This is a genomic window from Rhodoferax sp., assembly GCF_018780565.1.
GTDB lineage: Bacteria > Pseudomonadota > Gammaproteobacteria > Burkholderiales > Burkholderiaceae_C > Rhodoferax.
In genome coordinates this window covers 88705-108029 of record NZ_JADMJN010000006.1, presented here as the reverse complement: position 1 = coordinate 108029, position 19325 = coordinate 88705, and the positions used below count along the sequence as shown (strand labels likewise).

The 19325-nt window shown below is 61.4% G+C and carries 13 protein-coding genes and 1 pseudogene; 12 read left to right on the top strand and 2 right to left on the bottom strand.

Annotated elements, in window-relative coordinates; translation table 11 throughout:
* The 4 genes and pseudogenes from IV109_RS10900 to IV109_RS10885 all read left to right on the top strand — a co-directional run.
* Positions 1 to 183: pseudogene (locus tag IV109_RS10900) on the top strand (nitrate ABC transporter, permease protein); the annotation flags it as partial.
* Complete coding sequence (locus tag IV109_RS10895; protein WP_296696066.1) at positions 180 to 1019, top strand: ABC transporter ATP-binding protein; 840 nt, start codon at positions 180 to 182, stop codon at positions 1017 to 1019. The pseudogene IV109_RS10900 and the gene IV109_RS10895, both read left to right, overlap by 4 nt.
* Positions 1020 to 1106: 87 nt before the next feature.
* Positions 1107 to 3554 carry an EAL domain-containing protein gene (locus tag IV109_RS10890; protein WP_296696063.1) on the top strand — a complete coding sequence of 816 codons (2448 nt, stop codon included), beginning with the start codon at positions 1107 to 1109 and terminating at the stop codon, positions 3552 to 3554.
* A 155-nt stretch (positions 3555 to 3709) separates the two neighbouring features.
* Positions 3710 to 4924, top strand: a complete 1215-nt coding sequence (locus IV109_RS10885; RefSeq protein ID WP_296696060.1) for an MFS transporter — start codon at positions 3710 to 3712, stop codon at positions 4922 to 4924.
* On the opposite strand, the gene IV109_RS10880 is transcribed toward IV109_RS10885, so the two are convergent.
* Both IV109_RS10880 and IV109_RS10875 read right to left on the bottom strand, forming a co-directional pair.
* On the bottom strand, positions 4863 to 7181 hold the full coding sequence (locus tag IV109_RS10880) for an EAL domain-containing protein (RefSeq protein WP_296696058.1): 2319 nt from the start codon (positions 7179 to 7181) through the stop codon (positions 4863 to 4865). The two genes, IV109_RS10885 and IV109_RS10880, sit on opposite strands and share 62 nt — an antisense overlap.
* 157 nt (positions 7182 to 7338) lie before the next feature.
* A complete protein-coding gene (locus IV109_RS10875; RefSeq protein ID WP_296696055.1) occupies positions 7339 to 9108 on the bottom strand; it encodes a bifunctional protein-serine/threonine kinase/phosphatase in 1770 nt (589 codons plus the stop codon).
* 145 nt (positions 9109 to 9253) lie between these two features.
* Here IV109_RS10875 and nirB point away from each other — a divergent pair, with 145 nt between their 5' ends.
* The 8 genes from nirB (at position 9254) to rpsU (ending at position 19236) form a co-directional block, all read left to right on the top strand.
* Positions 9254 to 11704 carry a nitrite reductase large subunit NirB gene (gene nirB / locus IV109_RS10870; protein ID WP_296696050.1) on the top strand — a complete coding sequence of 817 codons (2451 nt, stop codon included), beginning with the start codon at positions 9254 to 9256 and terminating at the stop codon, positions 11702 to 11704.
* An 87-nt stretch (positions 11705 to 11791) separates the two neighbouring features.
* The gene (gene nirD, locus IV109_RS10865; RefSeq protein ID WP_296696046.1) at positions 11792 to 12178 is read left to right on the top strand and encodes a nitrite reductase small subunit NirD; all 387 of its coding nucleotides are present in this window, start codon (positions 11792 to 11794) and stop codon (positions 12176 to 12178) included.
* Positions 12175 to 15006 (top strand): nitrate reductase, encoded by a 2832-nt coding sequence (locus tag IV109_RS10860; RefSeq protein ID WP_296696041.1) that lies wholly within the window; start codon positions 12175 to 12177, stop codon positions 15004 to 15006. Before nirD ends, IV109_RS10860 begins: the two co-directional genes overlap by 4 nt.
* Positions 15007 to 15037: 31 nt before the next feature.
* Positions 15038 to 15826: a type IV pili methyl-accepting chemotaxis transducer N-terminal domain-containing protein gene (locus tag IV109_RS10855; protein WP_296696037.1), complete on the top strand. Its 789-nt coding sequence runs from the start codon at positions 15038 to 15040 to the stop codon at positions 15824 to 15826.
* Between the two features lie 18 nt (positions 15827 to 15844).
* On the top strand, positions 15845 to 16750 hold the full coding sequence (gene ybiB / locus IV109_RS10850) for a DNA-binding protein YbiB (RefSeq protein WP_296696031.1): 906 nt from the start codon (positions 15845 to 15847) through the stop codon (positions 16748 to 16750).
* On the top strand, positions 16747 to 17595 hold the full coding sequence (gene cobA / locus IV109_RS10845) for a uroporphyrinogen-III C-methyltransferase (RefSeq protein WP_296696029.1): 849 nt from the start codon (positions 16747 to 16749) through the stop codon (positions 17593 to 17595). The genes ybiB and cobA overlap by 4 nt, the downstream gene beginning before the upstream one ends.
* 17 nt (positions 17596 to 17612) lie before the next feature.
* Complete coding sequence (locus IV109_RS10840; RefSeq protein WP_296696027.1) at positions 17613 to 18872, top strand: NAD(P)/FAD-dependent oxidoreductase; 1260 nt, start codon at positions 17613 to 17615, stop codon at positions 18870 to 18872.
* Between the two features lie 151 nt (positions 18873 to 19023).
* Complete coding sequence (rpsU, locus tag IV109_RS10835; protein WP_296696025.1) at positions 19024 to 19236, top strand: 30S ribosomal protein S21; 213 nt, start codon at positions 19024 to 19026, stop codon at positions 19234 to 19236.
* Positions 19237 to 19325 lie beyond the last annotated feature (89 nt).

Sequence of the window (19325 nt, the reverse complement as noted above, 5' to 3'; positions counted from 1 at the left end):
GTGGCGGCCGAGATGCTGACCGGCGGCGTGGGCATCGGCTTCTGGGTCTGGGACGAATGGAACAGCCTGAACGTCAAGAACATCATCATCGCGATTTTCGTCATCGGCATCGTCGGTCTGATTCTGGAATTCGCCCTGATCAAAATCGCAACCGCATTCACATTTGAAGAGGTGAAATCATGAGTGACAACCTGACCAGCAAGTACATCGAAATCTCCGGTGTTGAGCAAACTTTCAAAACCAAGAAGGGGCCGTTCTGCGCACTGCGTGACGTCAACCTGACGGTGGCCAAAGGCGAGTTTGTGGCACTGATTGGCCACTCGGGCTGCGGCAAATCCACCCTGCTCAACCTGCTGGCTGGCCTGACCATGCCCACGCAGGGACACCTGTTGTGCGCCAACCGCGAAATTGCCGGGCCGGGCCCCGAGCGTGCGGTGGTGTTCCAGAACCATTCTCTGCTGCCCTGGCTGACCTGCTTCGAGAACGTGTACCTGGGCGTGGAGCGCGTATTTGGCGCAGGCTCCAGGAGCACCGGTGCAGCGTGCGAAAGCAAAGCCCAGCTCAAGGCCCGCACCGATGCCGTACTGGCCATGGTGGGCCTCAGCGCGGCCGCACAAAAACGCCCCGGCGAGATTTCAGGCGGCATGAAGCAGCGCGTGGGCATTGCCCGGGCACTGGCGATGGAGCCCAAGGTCTTGCTGCTGGACGAGCCCTTTGGCGCGCTGGACGCACTGACCCGCGCCAAGCTGCAGGACGAGCTGCTGGAGATTGTGGCGCGCACCCAGAGCACGGTGGTGATGGTGACGCACGATGTGGACGAGGCGGTGCTGCTGTCCGACAAGATCGTGATGATGACCAACGGCCCCGCCGCCACCATCGGCGAAGTGCTTGCCGTAGACCTGCCCCGCCCGCGCAACCGGGTCGAACTGGCCGAAAGCACGCAATACCTGCACTACCGCAAGGCTGTCATCGACTTTCTGTACACGCGCCAGGCGCATGTGGAAAAGAAGCTGGCCTGATCAGACACCGGGCGCATGGCGCCCATCAGCAGGCCCGCATAATGGCGCCCTATGTCGCACCACATACATAGTACAGATCAGGACCGCTTGGATGAACGACTGCAGCTGATTCTGCGCGGGATCGACGAAGGCCCCTGGGATGCTGACCTGCAAACCGGCGAGGTGTACTGCTCACCACGTTGGTGGCAAATGCTGGGTTACGAAACAAATGAGCGCCCATCCAATGTGGCCCTGTGGGCAGAAATTCGCCACCCGGAGGATGCTCAGAGGGTCACTCAGGCCGTAGCCGACACGCTCAAGAGTGACGGTGAATCCTTTCAGATCGAATACCGCCTTCGACACAAACAGGGGCACTATGTGCCAGTGCTGGCGCGCGCCTGGGTTCTGCGCAATGCACAGGGCAAACCGGTTCGCCTGGCCGGCACCAACACCGACCTGACGGAGCGCAAGCGGGTAGAAGCACAACTGCAGGAAAGCGAGAACCGCTACCGCGCGTTGGTGGAGTGGTCACCCATCGGCATTGGCGTGCACCAGCGCGGCCTGCTGGTGTATGCCAACCCGGCCGCAGCTGCCATGATGGGTGCCCGCAGCGCCGGGGATTTGATCGGCCTGCCGATCATCGAACGGGTACATCCGGATTTTCGGCAGCACGCGATTGCGCGGATTGAAACCAGTCTGGCCAACGGGGGGCACATGGCGCGCTGCGAGGAAAAATTCCTGCGCCTTGACGGATCGATCATCGATGTAGAGATTGAGGGCACACCCATCACGCACCGGGGCGAACCGGCGATCCAGATCAGTGTCATCGACATCACCGAGCGCAAGAAATCCGAGGCCACCCTGCGCGAGAGCGAGGCGCGCTTTCGCACCCTCACGCAGCTGTCTTCCGATTGGTACTGGGAGCAGGATGAAAATTTTCGCTTCGTCCTGCTCAGCGGGCATGTGGCTGAAAGCACGGGCATTGCCCCGCAGCAGCATATAGGCAAGTGCCTTTGGGAGCTCGACGCGCTCAACCTGAGCGAGGCTGACTGGCAGCACCACCGCGATCTGGTCTGCTTGCACCAGGAGTTCCGCGATTTGGAGATCCGCCGACCTGACACGGATGGACGCCTGCATTGGGCGTCGATCAGCGGCACGCCGATGTTCGATGGCAGCGGAGCATTCCGGGGTTACCGTGGTATCGGGCGCGACATTTCGGCGCAAAAGCAGGCGCTCGGTCAGATCCACCGACTGGCTTTTTACGACGCCCTCACCGGCTTGCCCAACCGGCGCCTGCTGCTGGAGCAACTCCGAAAAGCGCTGCACGCCAATGCCCGCCACCATGTGCAGGGTGCCCTGCTGTTCATCGATCTGGACAACTTCAAGACCCTCAACGACACCCTGGGGCACGACGTGGGCGACATCCTGCTGCAGCAGGTGGCGGCGCGGCTGAAGACCTGCGTGCGAAACGGGGACACAGTGGCCCGGCTGGGTGGCGACGAGTTTGTGGTGGTGCTGGAGGATCTTGAGGAAAACATGCTTGATGCGGCCGCCCATGCCGACGCGGTGGGCCACAAAATTCTGGGCGCGCTGAACCAGCCTTACCAGTTGGCCGGGCGCGAGCACCGCAGCTCGCCAAGCATTGGCATCACCCTGTTTGGCGCAGCGGTTCAAGGCGTGGACGATCTGCTCAAGCAGGCGGATCTGGCGATGTACCAGGCCAAGGCGGCCGGACGCAATACCTTGCGCTTCTTTGATGTCGGGATGCAATCCGAGGTTGACACGCGGGTGGCCCTGGAGTCGGACCTGCGCGATGGCCTGCAGGGCGGTGAGGAACTGGCATTGCATTTCCAGCCCATCGTTGACGTCCATGGCCAGGTCACCGGGGCGGAAGCCCTGGTTCGCTGGCAGCAACCTGTGCGCGGGCTGTTGATGCCCGATGAGTTCATTCCCCTGGCAGAGTCCACCGGCCTGATCCTGCCCCTGGGACGCTGGGTCTTGCAAACCGCCTGCGAGCAGTTGGCACGCTGGGCCCGACGCCCCGAGACAGCGCATCTGACGCTGGCGGTGAACGTCAGCGCACGCCAGTTGCGCGAGCCAGACTGTGCCACGCAGGTGATGCAGACCCTGCACCGCACCGGCGCTGCGCCCAACCGTTTGCGGCTTGAACTCACCGAGAGCGTGGTGGCCCACCGGGTGGAGGACGTCATCGTGAAGATGAATGAGCTCAAGGCCCTGGGCGTGGGCTTTTCGCTGGACGACTTTGGCACCGGGTATTCGTCACTGAGCTACCTCAAGCGCCTGCCACTGGACCTGCTCAAAATCGACCGCTCTTTCGTGCGCGACGTGCTGACCGATCCCAATGACGCCGCCATTGCCCGCACCATCGTGGCACTCGGTCACAGCATGGGCTTGTCGGTAGTAGCCGAAGGTGTAGAAACCGAAGAGCAGCGTGCATTTCTGGCCGCCAGTGGCTGCCTTGCCTACCAGGGTTACCTGTTTTCCCGCCCGATGCCGATCGAACAATTCGACGCCTTTGTGGCGGCCTCACGCTAGGCCATGTCCAGGATGGTGCGCACACATTGTGTGCAATGCACCAAATCGACTTGCCAACTGCAGACTTTGTGGTGCAAACCCACAGGGCCTGGCCCCAAAAACTGGCACGAGTTTCGCTACTGTGTATCTGTCAACCTATTTGAAAGATATGCACCATGGCGGGATTTCGCAGCTTCTTGAACAGCGGGCATTCGCCCACGCTGTTTGCCTCTTTTTTGTACTTTGCATTTTCCTGCTGCATTTGGGTCCTCAATGGCGCCATGGCGCCCTTCATCTCTGAAACTTTCAATCTGAGTCCGGCGCAAAAGGGGCTGATGCTCTCCGTGCCGATTATTGCGGGCGCGCTGATGCGTTTTCCACTGGGTATCCTGTCCCAGTACATCGGGCGCAAAAAGGCCACCCTGGTCGAAATGGGCCTGATTGCCGTAGCCATGATGTTTGGCTTCTTCTTCGTGAAAAGCTTCAACGACCTGCTGGCCATGGGCGTGCTGCTGGGCATTGCGGGCGCCAGCTTCGGCGTGGCCTTGTCCCTGGGCGCCGGCTCTTTTCCGCCGCAGCACAAAGGTTTGGCCATGGGCCTGGTGGGGGCCGGCAACATCGGCACGGCCGTATCGGTTCTGATTGCACCGCCGCTGGCACAGGCCTTTGGCTGGGTCGCAGTGTATGGACTGGCGGCCATTGCCATCTGCATCCCCATGGTGGTGATGATTGTGTTTGCCAAGGAGCCCGATGACCTGGATGCACACGCCACCTTCAAGGAACACATTGCCTGCCTGTTCGAGAAGGACGGCTGGGCCTTCAGCCTGATCTACGCGATCACTTTTGGCGGCTTCATTGGCCTGGCCACCTTCCTGCCCACCTACTACTATGACCAGTTCGGCGTGAGCAAGGTGCAAGCGGGTCAACTCACCATGCTGGCCGCTTTCATGGGTGCGGCGCTGCGCGTCTTTGGCGGCTGGATCTCGGACCGCTGGGGTGGCATCAACACCTTGAGCGTCGTGCTGCTGACGGTGGCCATCACACTGGTGCTGTGCGGCCTCTCAGGCGGCTCACTGGTGGCGACAACGCTGCTGGTCATGCTGTGTTTTTCAGCACTGGGGGCAGGCAACGGCGCACTGTTTCAGCTGGTGCCCCTGCGCTGGCCCCTGAGCACGGCGGTGGCGGGTTCCATGATTGGTGAATTCGGCGCCCTGGGCGGTGGTCTAGTGCCCAATGCCATGGGCTTGTCCAAGCAATACGCGGGCAGCTATGCCTGGGGCTTTGTCGTCTTCGCCGTGCTGGCGCTGGGCATGCTGGTGATGTTGCGTGTCATGCAGCTTCGCTGGACCCGTACCTGGGCTGAAAAGGGTGGACGGGCGCGAATGGCTTGAAGCGGTCGGACTCATACCACCGGACCAGTCGCTCAAAGTCTTCAACGGGCAGCGGGCGACCGAACAGATAACCCTGGAAGGCGGAGCAACCCAGCAGCTCAAGACTGTGGCGCTGCAACTCCGTCTCCACGCCTTCCGCGATCACGCTCAAGCCCATGCTGTCAGCCAGAGCGACGATCATCTTGGCTATTGCGGCGTCATTGGGGTCGATGAGAATGTCCCGAACGAATTCCTGGTCAATCTTCAGTTGATCCAGGGGCAATCGCTTCAGATAGATCAGCGACGAATACCCGGTGCCAAAGTCGTCCAGCGAAAAGCCCACGCCTTTTTGCTTCAGCTGCCCCATTTTGACAATCACTTCATCCATGTTGGACACAAGCAGACTTTCGGTCAGCTCCAGCTTGAGCCTGTTCGGATTGGCACCACTGCGCTCAATCGCCGCGAGCACGTGGTTCACAAAATCACTTTGTCGAAACTGCCGCGCACTGACGTTCACCGCCAGCGTCAGATCGGCCATGCCGGGTTGATCCGCCCACAGCGCCAATTGCGCGCAGGCTGTGTCCAGCACCCACCAGCCCAGCGGCAGGATCAGGCCGGACTCCTCCGACAGCGGAATGAACTGGGCGGGCGACACCAGGCCGCGTTGTGGATGCTTCCACCGCACGAGCGCTTCGGCGCCTGTCGGGCGGTCACCCTGCATCTGAACCTGGTAGTGAAGAATGAATTGCCTGCCCAGAATGGCCTGGCGCAGTTCCCCTTCGGTTTCACTTCGACGCAGCAGTTCGGCCTGCATCTTGGGATCGAAAAAACGCAGCGTATCGCGCCCGGCTGCCTTGGCCTCGTACATGGCACCATCGGCCGCACGCAACAGCTCCGCAGACGTCAAGCCTGCGCTCGGGTAAATCGCGATGCCGATGCTCCCGCCAATTTGCACCGTCTCCGTGTCCAGCACAACCGGGCGCGACAGTTCGCCAAGAATCTTTGTGGCAACCAGTTCGGCGGCCTCGGCGGACACGCCACCATCCATCACCATCACAAACTCATCGCCGCCCACCCGCGCGATGGTGTCGGCGGAACGCACCAGGGATTTGAGGCGCCCCGAAATCTCGCACAGCAATTTGTCCCCGGCCGCGTGACCCAACATATCATTGACAGCCTTGAAATGGTCAAGGTCAATGGCCATCACCACCACCGATGCATCCACCCGTGACGCACGTTCCATGGCATGCGCCAGCCGGTCCTCCAGAAGCAGGCGGTTGGCCAATCCGGTGAGAGGGTCGTGAGTGGCCCGTTCGCGCAACTCGTTGACACGCTCTTCACGTTTGGTCACGTCGTACATCAGGCCATACCAGCCGGACACCTCCTGCCCCTGCATCCGCTGCTTGGGCACCAGGGTGACGTCAAAGTTGTGCCACACGCCTTGCGCAGACTCCTTGCGCGAACTGAATTCAACGGTTGCACCGCGCAGGACCGCCTCGTGAAAGGGGGTGAACTCCTTCACCGTATCCAGCCCGATGATCTGACTGACGGAATAGTGCGTCAATTTCTCCACAGGGATGCCAAAAAACTCCACGAAACCACGATTGGCAAATGTGCAGCGTCCGTTGCGATCGCCTTCAAAGACCAGACCGGGAATATGCTCCGTGAGCACGCGCAGATCGCTTTCCCGCTCTTCGACCGTCCGCAGATTGCGCTTGATCTCGTGATTCAAACGGCGTTCATGGGCATGGCGATCCTGAAACACACGCAACAGGTAAACAGTGACCACCGCGCTGATGGCCAAAATGAACAGATAGGCAAACGCCATCGTGGCCGGCGGAACCGGTGTTACGCCCACGGCAGCTCCAGTGTGCTGTTTGAACCCGATTGCCAATACGGCAATGCAACTGGCACCAAACAGGCGCAGGCAAAAACCAATGCCCAGCATCCAGCCCCCAAAAATCAGGGTCAGCGGGTAAGCAAGCAAGGCCGGGGCGTTCAAGCCCTCGCCTCCAAAACTGGCCAGGGTGATCAGTAACCAGCTGCCCGCGACGAGCAGCTTGGCGGTCGGCATCACGCCCCGCCATCGAAGCACCACCAGGGCGACAGCGCAGAGGATGACCAATCCTATGGATGCGAAAATCGGCACCACGTGGCCGCGTCTGGAATTGACCAGCAAGACCATGAACACCAATGACCCCATCAGCATGCCCCAGATGACAAGCTTTAAAAGAGGAACATGCTTGGCGTCGATCAGCTCTGGATAGGCTTCGGGCAAAGAGTTCGGCGCGGACAGTAGAGTTCGTAAGAACAGCATCGAGTGAGTCTGGATCTCGTTGTTATTTGCCGGAAATTGTCGGGAAATGCGGCCTATATCGCCTAAGCGTACTCCAATTTCGGCGCGCTGCTGATTGGCACTGGCCCGCGCCCTGCCCTTATTTGGGCAAAAACACCAACCAGTAGATCAGCAGCAGGTTGAATAACACCGACACCGCCAGGCCCACTTTCCAGATGGCAGCGGGGTCGCGTTGCATCAGCGGTGTGGCCGAAGGCGCACTCAAGGGACGGGAAGCGCCGCGCTCCAGCGCCAGCAAAAACTCTTCTGCCGTCTCGAAACGCTTGCGTTTGTCACGCGCCACCGACTTGAGAATCACATGATCCAGCCACATCGGTATCTCGGGGTTGTGACGGCTCGCCGGCGTGGGGTCCCGGTAGTAGCGGCCCACCTGGTAGGGCAAGACCTCGCCATAGGGCAATTTGCCTGTGAGCAATTGGTAAAGCGAAACACCCAGCGCAAACAGATCGCTCTGCGCATCCGGCAACTGCTGCGGCGCATCGGTCAGGGTGCCCGCCTTGCCTGCGCCGGCTGTGCCTCTGGCTTGAAAGCCCCATTGTTCGGGGTTGACATAGCTGGGCGTACCCGCATGAAGCTCCCGCATCGACTTGGGTTCACGCCCGCTCAAAGCCACACCCAGATCCAGCAGACGCAGCACGCCGTCCTCCCCCTGATGCAGATTGGCGGGTTTGATGTCCCGGTGAATCACGCCCTGCCGGTGCAGGCGTCCCAGCGCCTTGAGGGCCTGCACACCCACGCTCAGCACCTGCGCCACACCCAAACGCTGCACGCGGTCAAGCTGCTGCTGCAGGGTCTCTCCGCCATGCCAGTCGTACAGCACAAAAAAGAAGCTGCGTTGCCGGCCGCCCGGCACGGCCTCATGCACCCGCACCAGGTGGTCCGCCGCACGCGACGATTGCATGCGCTTGGCAAGCCAGGCCTCATGCGCCAGCATGGCGCGTTCATCGGGATCGTGAGCCCGGGCAGGGTTCAGGGTTTTCAGCGCATAAAGGATCTTGCTTGATGGGTCCTGGACCTGGTAGAGCACATTGATGCCGCTGTCGGCAATGATGGCTTGCACCAGCAGTCCATCGATACGCTCTCCCACTTTCAGCAGTGGCGGCACGGGCAAGCTCTGCGCGACGCGATTTTCGTCCTGCAGGGTGGCATCCAGCAGGCCCAGCACACGCACCACCAGGGCAGTCACGTTGTCGCGGCTACCAGCCTTGAGCGCTGCCTGCACCAGGGCCTCGCTGCTCGCCTGCGCGGTGGCTTCCCTGACCAGGGTCTTCAGGCGCTGCTCCGGCAGCTCGCCATGCACGCCGTCGGTGAGCAGAACAAAAACATCACCGACCTGCAAATCGCCCTGCACGTAGTCCACCACCAGCCGATCCTGCAGGCCCACTGCGCGCAGCAGTTGGTGCCGGAAATCGGGATGATTCACCACATGGTCCTGGGTCAGCTGCAGGGTTTGCCCTTCTCGCAGCAAATAGGCGCGTGAGTCACCCACATGGGCCAGGGCATAGGATTGTCCGCGCAGCACCAAAGCAGTGAGTGTGGTCATGCCCATGGCGGGGCGGCGGCGCCGGTTGATACCGGCGAGCCACGCGTTTTGCGACGAAATGATCCGGTCCAGCGCCACAGTCGTGTCCCAGGTTTGGGGTGTGCCGTAGTAATCCCGCAGCAAACTCACCACCGTGGTCTGCGCCGCCTCCTTGCCCATGCCGCCCTGGCTCACGCCGTCGGCCACGGCAGCAATCGCCCCCATGTCTTCCTGGCCGCGCTCGGGCAGCATGGCTGCGCAGAAATCTTCATTGATGTCCTTGCTGCCGGTCTCAGAGCTGAAGCCAATGTCTAGTTCGAATGCCATGCACCAAGGGTACGCAATTTCGATGCCCGGCAACAGGTCCCAAAAATGCGGGTTTTCCCCTGTTTGGTGCATGCGCTGCACAAAACGGTGCGAAATGTTGGCACGCGGCTTGCACTACCAAGGTGTATCAATCTGGAGAGCTTCGGTGAAAAAATCAAAACTGGTAATGGTCGGCAATGGCATGGCAGGTGTTCGCACCCTGGAGGAGTTGCTCAAGGTGGCACCTGATCTGTATGACATCACGGTGTTTGGCGCCGAGCCACACCCCAACTACAACCGTATTTTGCTGTCGCCGGTGCTGGCAGGCGAACAAACCATCGACGAGATCGTGCTGAACTCGTGGGACTGGTATACCGAAAACCACATCACTCTGCATGCCGGCTGGAAAGTCACCGAGGTGGACCGCGTCAAACGCATCGTGCATGCGCAAAACGCGGCCGGCGAAAAAATCGAGACCGAATACGACCGGCTCCTGATGTGCACGGGCTCCAACGCGTTCATCCTGCCCGTGCCGGGCAAAGACCTCGAAGGCGTGATTGCTTACCGCGACATTGCCGACACCAACGCCATGATCGAGGCCTCGCAAAAGTACAAAAATGCCGTGGTCATCGGTGGCGGTCTGCTGGGGCTTGAAGCGGCCAACGGCCTGATGCTGCGCGGCATGAACGTGACCGTGGTGCACGTGATGCCCACGCTGATGGAACGTCAGCTCGACACGGTGGCCGGCAAGATGCTGCAAAAGTCACTCGAAGACCGGGGCCTGAAGTTCCTGATTGGCGCACAAACGCAGGAACTCGTCGCAGGTGAAAGCGGTCGCGTGAAGGCCATCAAGTTCAAGGACGGCAGCGAAGTAGCGGCCGACCTGGTCGTGATGGCGGTGGGCATTCGCCCCAACACCGAACTCGCTGAAAAAATGCGCCTGCACTGCAACAAGGGCATCGTGGTCAACGACACGCTGCAGACCATCACCGATGCACGCATTTACTCAGTTGGCGAATGTGCAGCGCACCGCGGCATTGCCTACGGTCTGGTCGCCCCCTTGTTCGAGCAGGCCAAGGTGGCGGCCAACCACCTGGCGCAGTTCGGCATTGGCCGCTATGTGGGGTCCCTGACCTCGACCAAGCTCAAGGTCACCGGCATCGATCTGTTCAGTGCAGGCGATTTCCTGGGGGGTGAAGGCACCGAAGAACTGGTCATGAGCGACCCCTATGGCGGCGTCTACAAGAAGCTGGTCATCAAGGACGACAAGCTGGTGGGCGCCTGCCTGTATGGCGACACGGTGGATGGCAGCTGGTACTTCAAGCTGCTGCGCGATGGCCGCAGCGTGAGCGATATTCGCGACAAGCTGATGTTCGGCGAATCCAACATCGGCGACGCCGGCCACGAGGGGCACAACAAGGCCGCCAGCATGCCCGATGACGCCGAAGTCTGCGGCTGCAATGGCGTCAAGAAAGGCACCATCTGCAAGGCTATCAAGGAAAAGGGCTTGTTTACGCTGGACGAAGTGCGCAAGCACACCAAGGCCAGCGCCTCCTGCGGCTCCTGCACCGGCCTGGTGGAGCAGATCCTGATGTTCACCGCCGGCGGCGACTACTCTGCCACCCCCAAGACCAAGGCGATGTGCGCCTGCACCGAACACGGCCACCAGGCGGTGCGCGATGCGATCGTGGCCGCCAAGCTGCTCACCATCTCGGATGTGTTCTCATTCATGGAATGGAAGACGCCCAATGGCTGCGCATCGTGCCGCCCGGCGGTCAACTACTACCTGATCAGCAGCTGGCCCAAGGAGGCCCGGGATGATCCGCAAAGCCGCTACATCAACGAACGCTCTCACGCCAACATCCAGAAGGATGGCACTTACTCTGTCATACCGCGCATGTGGGGGGGTGAGACCACGGCCAGCGAGCTGCGCCGCATCGCGGATGCAGTGGACAAATACAAGATCCCGACCGTCAAGGTCACCGGGGGCCAGCGCATCGATTTGCTGGGGGTGAAGAAGGAAGACCTGGCCAATGTCTGGAAAGACATCGGCATGCCCAGCGGTCATGCTTATGCCAAGGCGCTGCGCACTGTCAAAACCTGTGTGGGCAGCGAGTGGTGCCGCATGGGCACCCAGGACAGTACCCAGATGGGCAAGGATCTGGAACGTGCCATGTGGCGCATGTACGCCCCGCACAAGGTGAAATTTGCGGTGAGCGGTTGCCCGCGCAATTGCGCCGAGGCCGGTATCAAGGACGTGGGCATCATTGGCGTCGATTCGGGCTGGGAGATGCACATCGGCGGTAACGGCGGCATCAAGACCGAAGTGGCGCATTTCTTCACCAAACTCAAAACTGCCGAGGAAGTGCTGGAGTACACCGGCGCCTTCATGCAGTTGTACCGCGAAGAAGGCTGGTACCTGGAGCGCACCGTGCATTACCTCAACCGGGTCGGCATGGACTATGTGAAGAAGAAAATTCTGGAAGATCACGAGTACCGCAAAGCTTTGTGGGCCAGGCTGCAGTTCAGTCTGGACGGAGAGCCCGATCCGTGGTTCGACTTCAAGGAAGCCGCCGTGGACACGCGCCAGTTCGACAAACTGACCGTGCCCGCTTGAGAACACTCAGGTTTTTGAACATTTTGGGTCTCTGGCCTTTTTGAAATAAGCATAAGACGCTATTAAAAAAATAGCTGAAGGAATGATATGAGTGACTGGAAAAAGATCTGCCTGGTGTCCGACATCCCCGTCCTGGGCTCGCGCTGCGTCGCGCGACCGGCGGGCATGGACGTGGCCGTTTTTCGCAACGACAAGGACGAAGTGTTCGCCCTGCTGGACCGCTGCCCCCACAAGGGCGGGCCTTTGAGCCAGGGCATTGTGTTTGGCACCAGCGTGGCATGCCCGCTGCACAACTGGACCATCGGCATGGCAGACGGCTGCGCCAAGGCACCTGACGAAGGTTGCACGCCCAAGTTCAGCGTCAAGGTGGAAAACGGCGCCGTGCACCTGGATGGGCATGAGCTGGCTACCCATGCGCTGGATCTGGCGCCCCCCGTGGCGGGCCCGGCCCATAAGGAAGCCGTCAGCCCATGACTGTGATCCCCATCCATGCGCAGACTGCTGGTGCATCGTTGCAGGAAACCAGATCCACCTGCCCCTACTGCGGCGTGGGCTGCGGGGTCATCATCGAATCCAGTGGTGCGCAAATTACCGGCGTGCGGGGTGACCCCGATCACCCGGCCAATTTTGGACGCCTGTGCTCCAAGGGCTCGACCCTGCACCTCACGGCAAGCAAAGAGGTCACGCTGCAGACGCGGCTGTTGCAGCCCATGCAGCGACTGGCCCGCGGCGCGGCTCCCCAGGCCATGGCCTGGGATGCATCCCTGAACCTGGCCAGCAAGCGCTTCGCTGACATCATCCAGCGCCATGGCCCGGATGCGGTTGGCTTTTATGTATCGGGCCAGTTGCTCACCGAAGACTATTACGTCTTCAACAAGCTCGCCAAGGGACTGATCGGCACCAACAACATCGACACCAACTCGCGTCTGTGCATGAGCAGCGCCGTGGCCGGCTACAAACAGACACTGGGCGCAGACGCTCCTCCAGCCTGCTATGACGATGTACAACATGCCCAGACGATCTTCATCGTGGGCTCCAACACGGCCTATGCACACCCGATTCTGTTTCGCCGCATCGAAGACGCCAAGCGCGCCAACCCCGCGCTGAACATCATCTACTGCGATCCCCGGCGCACCGACACGGCCGAGATTGCCGACCTGCACCTGCCCATCCTGCCCGGCACCGATGTGATGCTGTTCAACGGCATGCTGCACATCATGCTGTGGGAGGGGTGGACCGATGCCACCTACATTGCCCATCACACCAGCGGCTTTGACAAGCTCAAAGCACTGGTGCGCGACTGCACGCCCGATGTCGTGGCGCAAACCTGCGGCATCAGCAAAGACGCCCTGCTCCAGGCCGCGCGACTGTTTGCCACATCCTCAGCCACGCTGAGCCTGTATTGCCAGGGTCTGAACCAGTCCAGCAGCGGCACTGCGAAAAACACCGCCCTGATCAACCTTCACCTGGCCACCGGGCAAATCGGCAAACCCGGTGCCGGGCCGTTTTCCCTGACCGGCCAGCCCAATGCCATGGGCGGACGCGAGGTAGGTGGCCTGGCCAACCTGCTCAGCGCGCACCGTGATCTGGCCAACCCCGCGCACCGCGCCGAAGTGGCGGCGCTGTGGGGTGTGCCAGACGTACCCGCCCAACCTGGCAAGACGGCCGTTGAAATGTTCCAGGCGGCCGCCGACGGCGACATCAAGGCGCTGTGGATTGCCTGTACCAATCCCGCCCAAAGCATGCCCGACCAGGCGACCGTGCGCCGCGCCCTGGAGCGCGCCGAATTTGTGGTGGTACAGGAAGCGTTTGCCACCACTGCCACCTGCCGCTACGCCGACCTGTTGCTGCCCGCCACTACCTGGGGCGAGAAGGAAGGCACTGTCACCAACAGCGAGCGGCGCATCTCCAGGGTCCGTGCCGCAGTGCCCGCGCCCGGCGAAACCCGTCACGACTGGAAAATTGCCGTCGACTTCGCTCAACGTCTGGCGCAGGCGATGGGCACCGGATCACAGCTTTTCCCCTATCACACGCCCGAGTCGATCTGGCTGGAGCACCGTGAATCCACACGAGGGCGAGACCTCGACATCACCGGGCTGACTTACGCCCTGCTGGAGCAGTCGCCCCGGCAATGGCCGCTACCAGAGGGAGAGACGCGCGGCAGGGCGCGTTTGTACGAAAACGGCATCTTCCCCACCGCCGACGGCAAAGCCAGGTTCGTTGCAACGCCCTACCGGGACGTTGCCGAGCCACGCGAGGCCCGCTACCCGTTCTCACTCAATACCGGCCGCCTGCGCGACCAGTGGCACGGCATGAGCCGCACCGGCACACTGGGCCGCTTGTTTGGCCACGTCAGCGAGCCCACCATCCAGATGCACCCGCAGGACATGGCACGACGCCAGTTGTCCGAAGGCGACCTGGTCTACGTCACCAGCAAGCGAGGCTCCATTCTGGTGCCCGTGCAAGGCAGCACCGACCTGGGCCTGAGCCAGGCCTTCATCGCCATGCACTGGGGCGAAGAATTCCTCAGTGGCGCAGCCAGCACGGGGCTGCGCCTGGCCGGCGTCAATGCACTGACCACCCCGGCCTACTGCCCCGACTCGAAGCAGCCCGAGTTCAAACACGCGGCCATCAAGATCCTGAAGGCCGAGTTGCCCTGGAGCATGCTGGCGGTGGCCTGGCTGCCTCAGGGGGACGTTCTGTCTACCCGCACCGCACTGCAGTCACTGATGGTTCACTTCCCTTTTGCCAGCTGCGTGCCGTTTTCCAACAACGCGCCTGCCGATGCAGCGCAAGGCGAACGCAGTGGTGTCCTGTTTCGCGCCGCCGGCCACGAGGCACCATCCGATGAGCAGTTGCAGGCGATCGAAAACCTCCTGCAGCTGGCTGGCACCGACATCCTGCGGTACGCCGACAAAAAGCGGGGGCAGCGCCGCGCCGTCAAACTCGGGCACCGCGCAGGTGGCACCATGCTGGAAGGCTTCATGCTGGCGGGCGACACCAGCGCCCAAAGCTGGATCAAGACCCTGCTGCAAGATGAATTGCCAGCCCACACCTACGGCCGCGCCCTGCTGGTGCCAGGCGCCAAGCCCCCCGTTGCCGTGGTGTCGCGCGGCAAGACGGTTTGCACCTGTTTCAATGTGACCGATATGGCGATTGAGACGCACCTGCGCCAATGCAGCGGCTCCGCCAAGGAGCGTCTCACCTCCCTGCAGGACACCCTGAAATGCGGCACCAATTGCGGCTCCTGTGTGCCTGAGTTGCAGCGCCGGGTGCGCGCCAGCGTACCGGCAGAAGTCTGACACCAGCGAATGATCTGAACTACATCGACCCATGAACCTGAACCGCAGAATTTTCATATCCCTGGCCACCACTTCGGTGCTGATATTGCCTTCGCAAGCCCAGGTCAGCGACCTGAACGACGCCATCAACAAAGCCGGCCGCCAGCGCATGCTGTCACAGCGCATGGCCAAAGCCTACCTTTGCCTGGGGCAGCAGATCCAGATTCCGGGTGCCACCAAGGCACTCGACCAGTCCATGGCCCTGTTTGACCGGCAACTGGCCGAACTCAAATCCTATGCGCCACAAGGGACCGTGCGCGACACCTATCTGCAACTCGAAGCCGAGTGGACCGGCTACAAAGCCCTGCTGGTCACTGCCGTGCCTTCGGTGGCCAGTGCCGGACGCTTGCTGGCGCAGGATGGCAAGGTGCTGGCACTGGCCCATCAGGGCACGACCCAGTTGGAGCAACTCTCGGGCAAGCCACTGGGCAAACTGGTGAACATGGCCGGACGCCAGCGCATGCTGTCCCAGCGCATGGCCAAATACTATCTGGCGATGGCGTGGAAGGTCGAAACAGCCACCGCAGAAGCCGAATTGGGACGCGCCCGCTCCGAATTCATTGCCGCCCAGCAAACACTGCGCAATGCACCCGAGGCCACGCCGGAGATCAAGCAGGAGCTGGCCCTGGCAGACGGCCAGTGGGTGTTCTTTGAGGCTGCCCTTCAGGCACGGGCCAATTCGGGCAACAGGGGTGCCAGCGAAGTCTTCGTCGCCAGCGAGAACCTTTTGCAGGTCATGGACAAGGTGACCAACCTGTACGCGCGCATCAACCGTGCCTAAGTCGGGGACAATGATGGGATGGGAATTGGCAAATACATCAAGGAAATTGGACGGGGCAAGGACGGGGCACGCGCGCTGACGCGTGAACAGGCCACCGACCTGTTCGGGCAGGTACTGGACGGCGCTGTCACCGATCTGGAAATTGGCGCGTTTTGTCTGGCCATGCGCATCAAGGGCGAAACCGCTCAGGAAATGGCCGGCTTTCTGGACGCCACGCACCAGCGCCTGCACCTGATCCCACAGGGCGACAAGCCGGTCATCGTGATCCCGAGCTACAACGGCGCGCGCAAGCTGCCACTTTTGACACCGCTGCTGGCCTTGCTGCTGGCACGCGAAGGCATGCCCGTCCTGATCCACGGTACGGCGACCGAGTCCACTCGGGTTTTCACGTCAAAAGTGCTTGAAGCCCTCGATATCAATGCCCAGACAACTATCAATTCGATAGCACCAGGCCAGGTTGCGTTTGTACCGACCGCCCTGCTGCTGCCGGGTCTGCAGCGCCTGCTGGATGTACGCCGCGTGGTCAATCTGCGCAATCCGGCGCACAGCCTGGTCAAACTGATGAGCCCCTGCGCCGGCAAAAGCCTGGTGGTGAGCAGCTACACCCACCCCGAGTACGCCCTGTCGATGGCAGCCACCTTGGCGCTGATGGGCGCCAATGCCTTGTTGCTGCGCGGCACCGAAGGCGAAGCCGTGGCTGACCCCCGGCGAACACCCAAAATGCAGGGTTTCATCAAAGGGCAGTCGATTCAATTGCAGGAGGCCCAGGGCGGCACCCTGCTCACCCTGCCCGATTTGCCGAAGGAAATCGATGCCGCCAGCACGGCCGCCTACACTCGCGGCGTGATGGCTGGCGACAGCCCGGTTCCTGCCCCCATTGCGCAACAAGTGGCACACATCTTGCGAATGGTTGCGTACCTATGAATACTGAACACACCAACAAGGCCGACAACGGTCAAGGCGGCACCACAGCCCCGGGCACATGCACGCTGGTCGGCGCGGGCCCTGGCGACCCTGAGCTGCTGACACTCAAGGCCCTCAAGGCCATCCAGGCCGCCACCGTGCTGCTGGTAGACGATCTGGTCAGCGACGAAATCGTCGCCCATGCCGCCCCCACGGCCCGCATCGTCTACGTGGGCAAGCGGGGGGGCTGCAAATCCACGCCCCAAGCCTTCATCGAAAAACTCATGGTCATGGCCGTGCAGGAAGGTGAAGCCGTGGTACGCCTCAAGGGCGGCGACCCCTTCATCTTTGGCCGCGGCGGCGAAGAGGTGGAGCACCTGCGGGCTGCCGGCATCACGGTGAGCGTGGTCAACGGCATCACCGCCGGTCTGGCAGCAGTCACCGCCCTGGGCGTACCGCTCACCCACCGGGAACACGCCCACGGCGTGGTGTTCGTGACGGGTCATGCCAAGCCCGGTGCTGCGGGCACCGACTGGAAAGCACTGGCAGCCACCGCCCACAGCGCCAAACTCACACTGGTGATTTACATGGGCATGAGCGGCGCCCAGCACATTCAGAAAGAGCTACTGACCGGGCTGGGCGCGCACACGCCCGTGGCGGTCATCCAGAACGCCAGCCTTGGCACACAGCGACAGGTGGTGACGACGCTGGGCCAAATGCAAGAAGCCATCGAAACATCAAAGCTCGCCAGCCCGTGCATCATCGTGGTGGGTGACGTGCTGCGTGGAATGGCCTTGTTGCCGCAATCCTCTGCCGACGAACACGACAACCCTGCGCATCATGCCAAGATGCTCGGGCACGGCTGAGCACCTTCGCGCAACCCATGAATTCATTTGACGTTGTGATCGTGGGGGCCGGTGCCGCCGGCTTGTTTTGCGCCGGTGTGGCGGGGCAACTGGGACTCAAGGTACTGGTCATAGATCACAGTGAAAAAGTGGCCGAGAAGATCCGCATTTCCGGCGGTGGCCGCTGCAATTTCACCAATGCAGATACCGGCCCTGCGAATTTCTTGAGCGACAACCCGCGCTTTTGCCGCTCGGCCCTGTCGCGCTACACGCCACGCGACTTTGTTGCCCTGCTGCAAAAACACCAGATACCGTTTCATGAAAAGCACAAGGGGCAGCTGTTTTGCGACCGCTCTGCCGAAGACATCATTCAGATGCTGCTGGCCGAATGCGATGCGGGCGGCGTCACCCGCTGGCAGCCCTGCAGTGTCAAGTCCATCCGATTTTCAGACTCAAGTCCGCACGGGACAAGTCCGACAAGCTATGAAATTGAAAGTGATCGGGGTCCCATCCATACAGCGGCGCTCGTGGTGGCCACCGGCGGCCTGTCGATTCCCCAAATTGGTGCCAGCGATTTTGGCTACCGCATCGCCCGGCAGTTTGATTTGCCCGTGATCGCCACGCGCCCTGCCCTGGTACCCCTGACCTTTGACCCCACTGCCTGGGCACCGTTTGCACAGTTGTCTGGCTTGTCCTTGCCTGTGCGCATTGAAACGGGCGACAAGAAATCCAGGGTATCTTTTTTGGAAGACCTGCTGTTCACCCACCGCGGCTTGAGCGGCCCCGGAGTTCTGCAGATCTCCAGCTACTGGCAAGCCAACACCCCCATTCGCCTGAACCTGGCACCCGACCGCCATGTGGCCGAGCATTTGAGCCAGGCCAAGGCCAGTTCACGCAAACTGATCGCCAACGAATTGGCGGGGCTCGTCCCGGCCCGCCTGGCAGACGCCTGGGTGGCACAGGGGGCCGAACTGGGCCACAACTGGCAACGCCCTGTCAACGAGGCGTCTGACAAGGCGCTGGCGGCGCTGGCCGAACGCCTGACCGGCTGGGAACTCAGGCCCACCGGCACCGAAGGCTACAAGAAGGCCGAGGTCACTGCCGGCGGCGTGGACACCAGGGTACTTTCCGGCCAAACCATGGAGTCGCGCCAACCCGGGCTGTACTTCATTGGTGAGGTGGTGGATGTCACCGGCTGGCTTGGCGGCTACAACTTCCAGTGGGCCTGGGCCAGCGGATTCGCCTGTGCGCAGGGCCTTGCGGCACGGCTGCTGACAGCCGGGACGGCCCGAGATTGAATTCGCTGTTAAAAACGCTATAATTCTAGGCTTTGCTGGCAAACCCCCGCTGCCTGATCAACTTTTAAGCGGGGAACATCGCCGAACGTGGCATGCGGGGCTCGATCTCCCCCTGTGACCAGCGTCGGCACATTTTGGACAACATTACGTAATGACAACCATCCGTATCAAAGAGAACGAACCGTTTGATGTAGCTCTGCGCCGCTTTAAGCGCACCATCGAGAAGCTGGGCCTTTTGACTGACTTGCGCGCACGCGAGTTCTACGAAAAGCCAACAGCCGAGCGCAAGCGCAAGAAGGCTGCTGCCGTCAAGCGCAACTACAAGCGCATCCGCGCCATGCAGTTGCCCAAGAAGATGTACTGATCCAGTACGGATTCAAGGCTCTCAAGGCCTCAAAAAAAGCTCGCCGGGGACGCTCAGGCGGGCTTTTTTTTATGTCAAAAACCTGATTC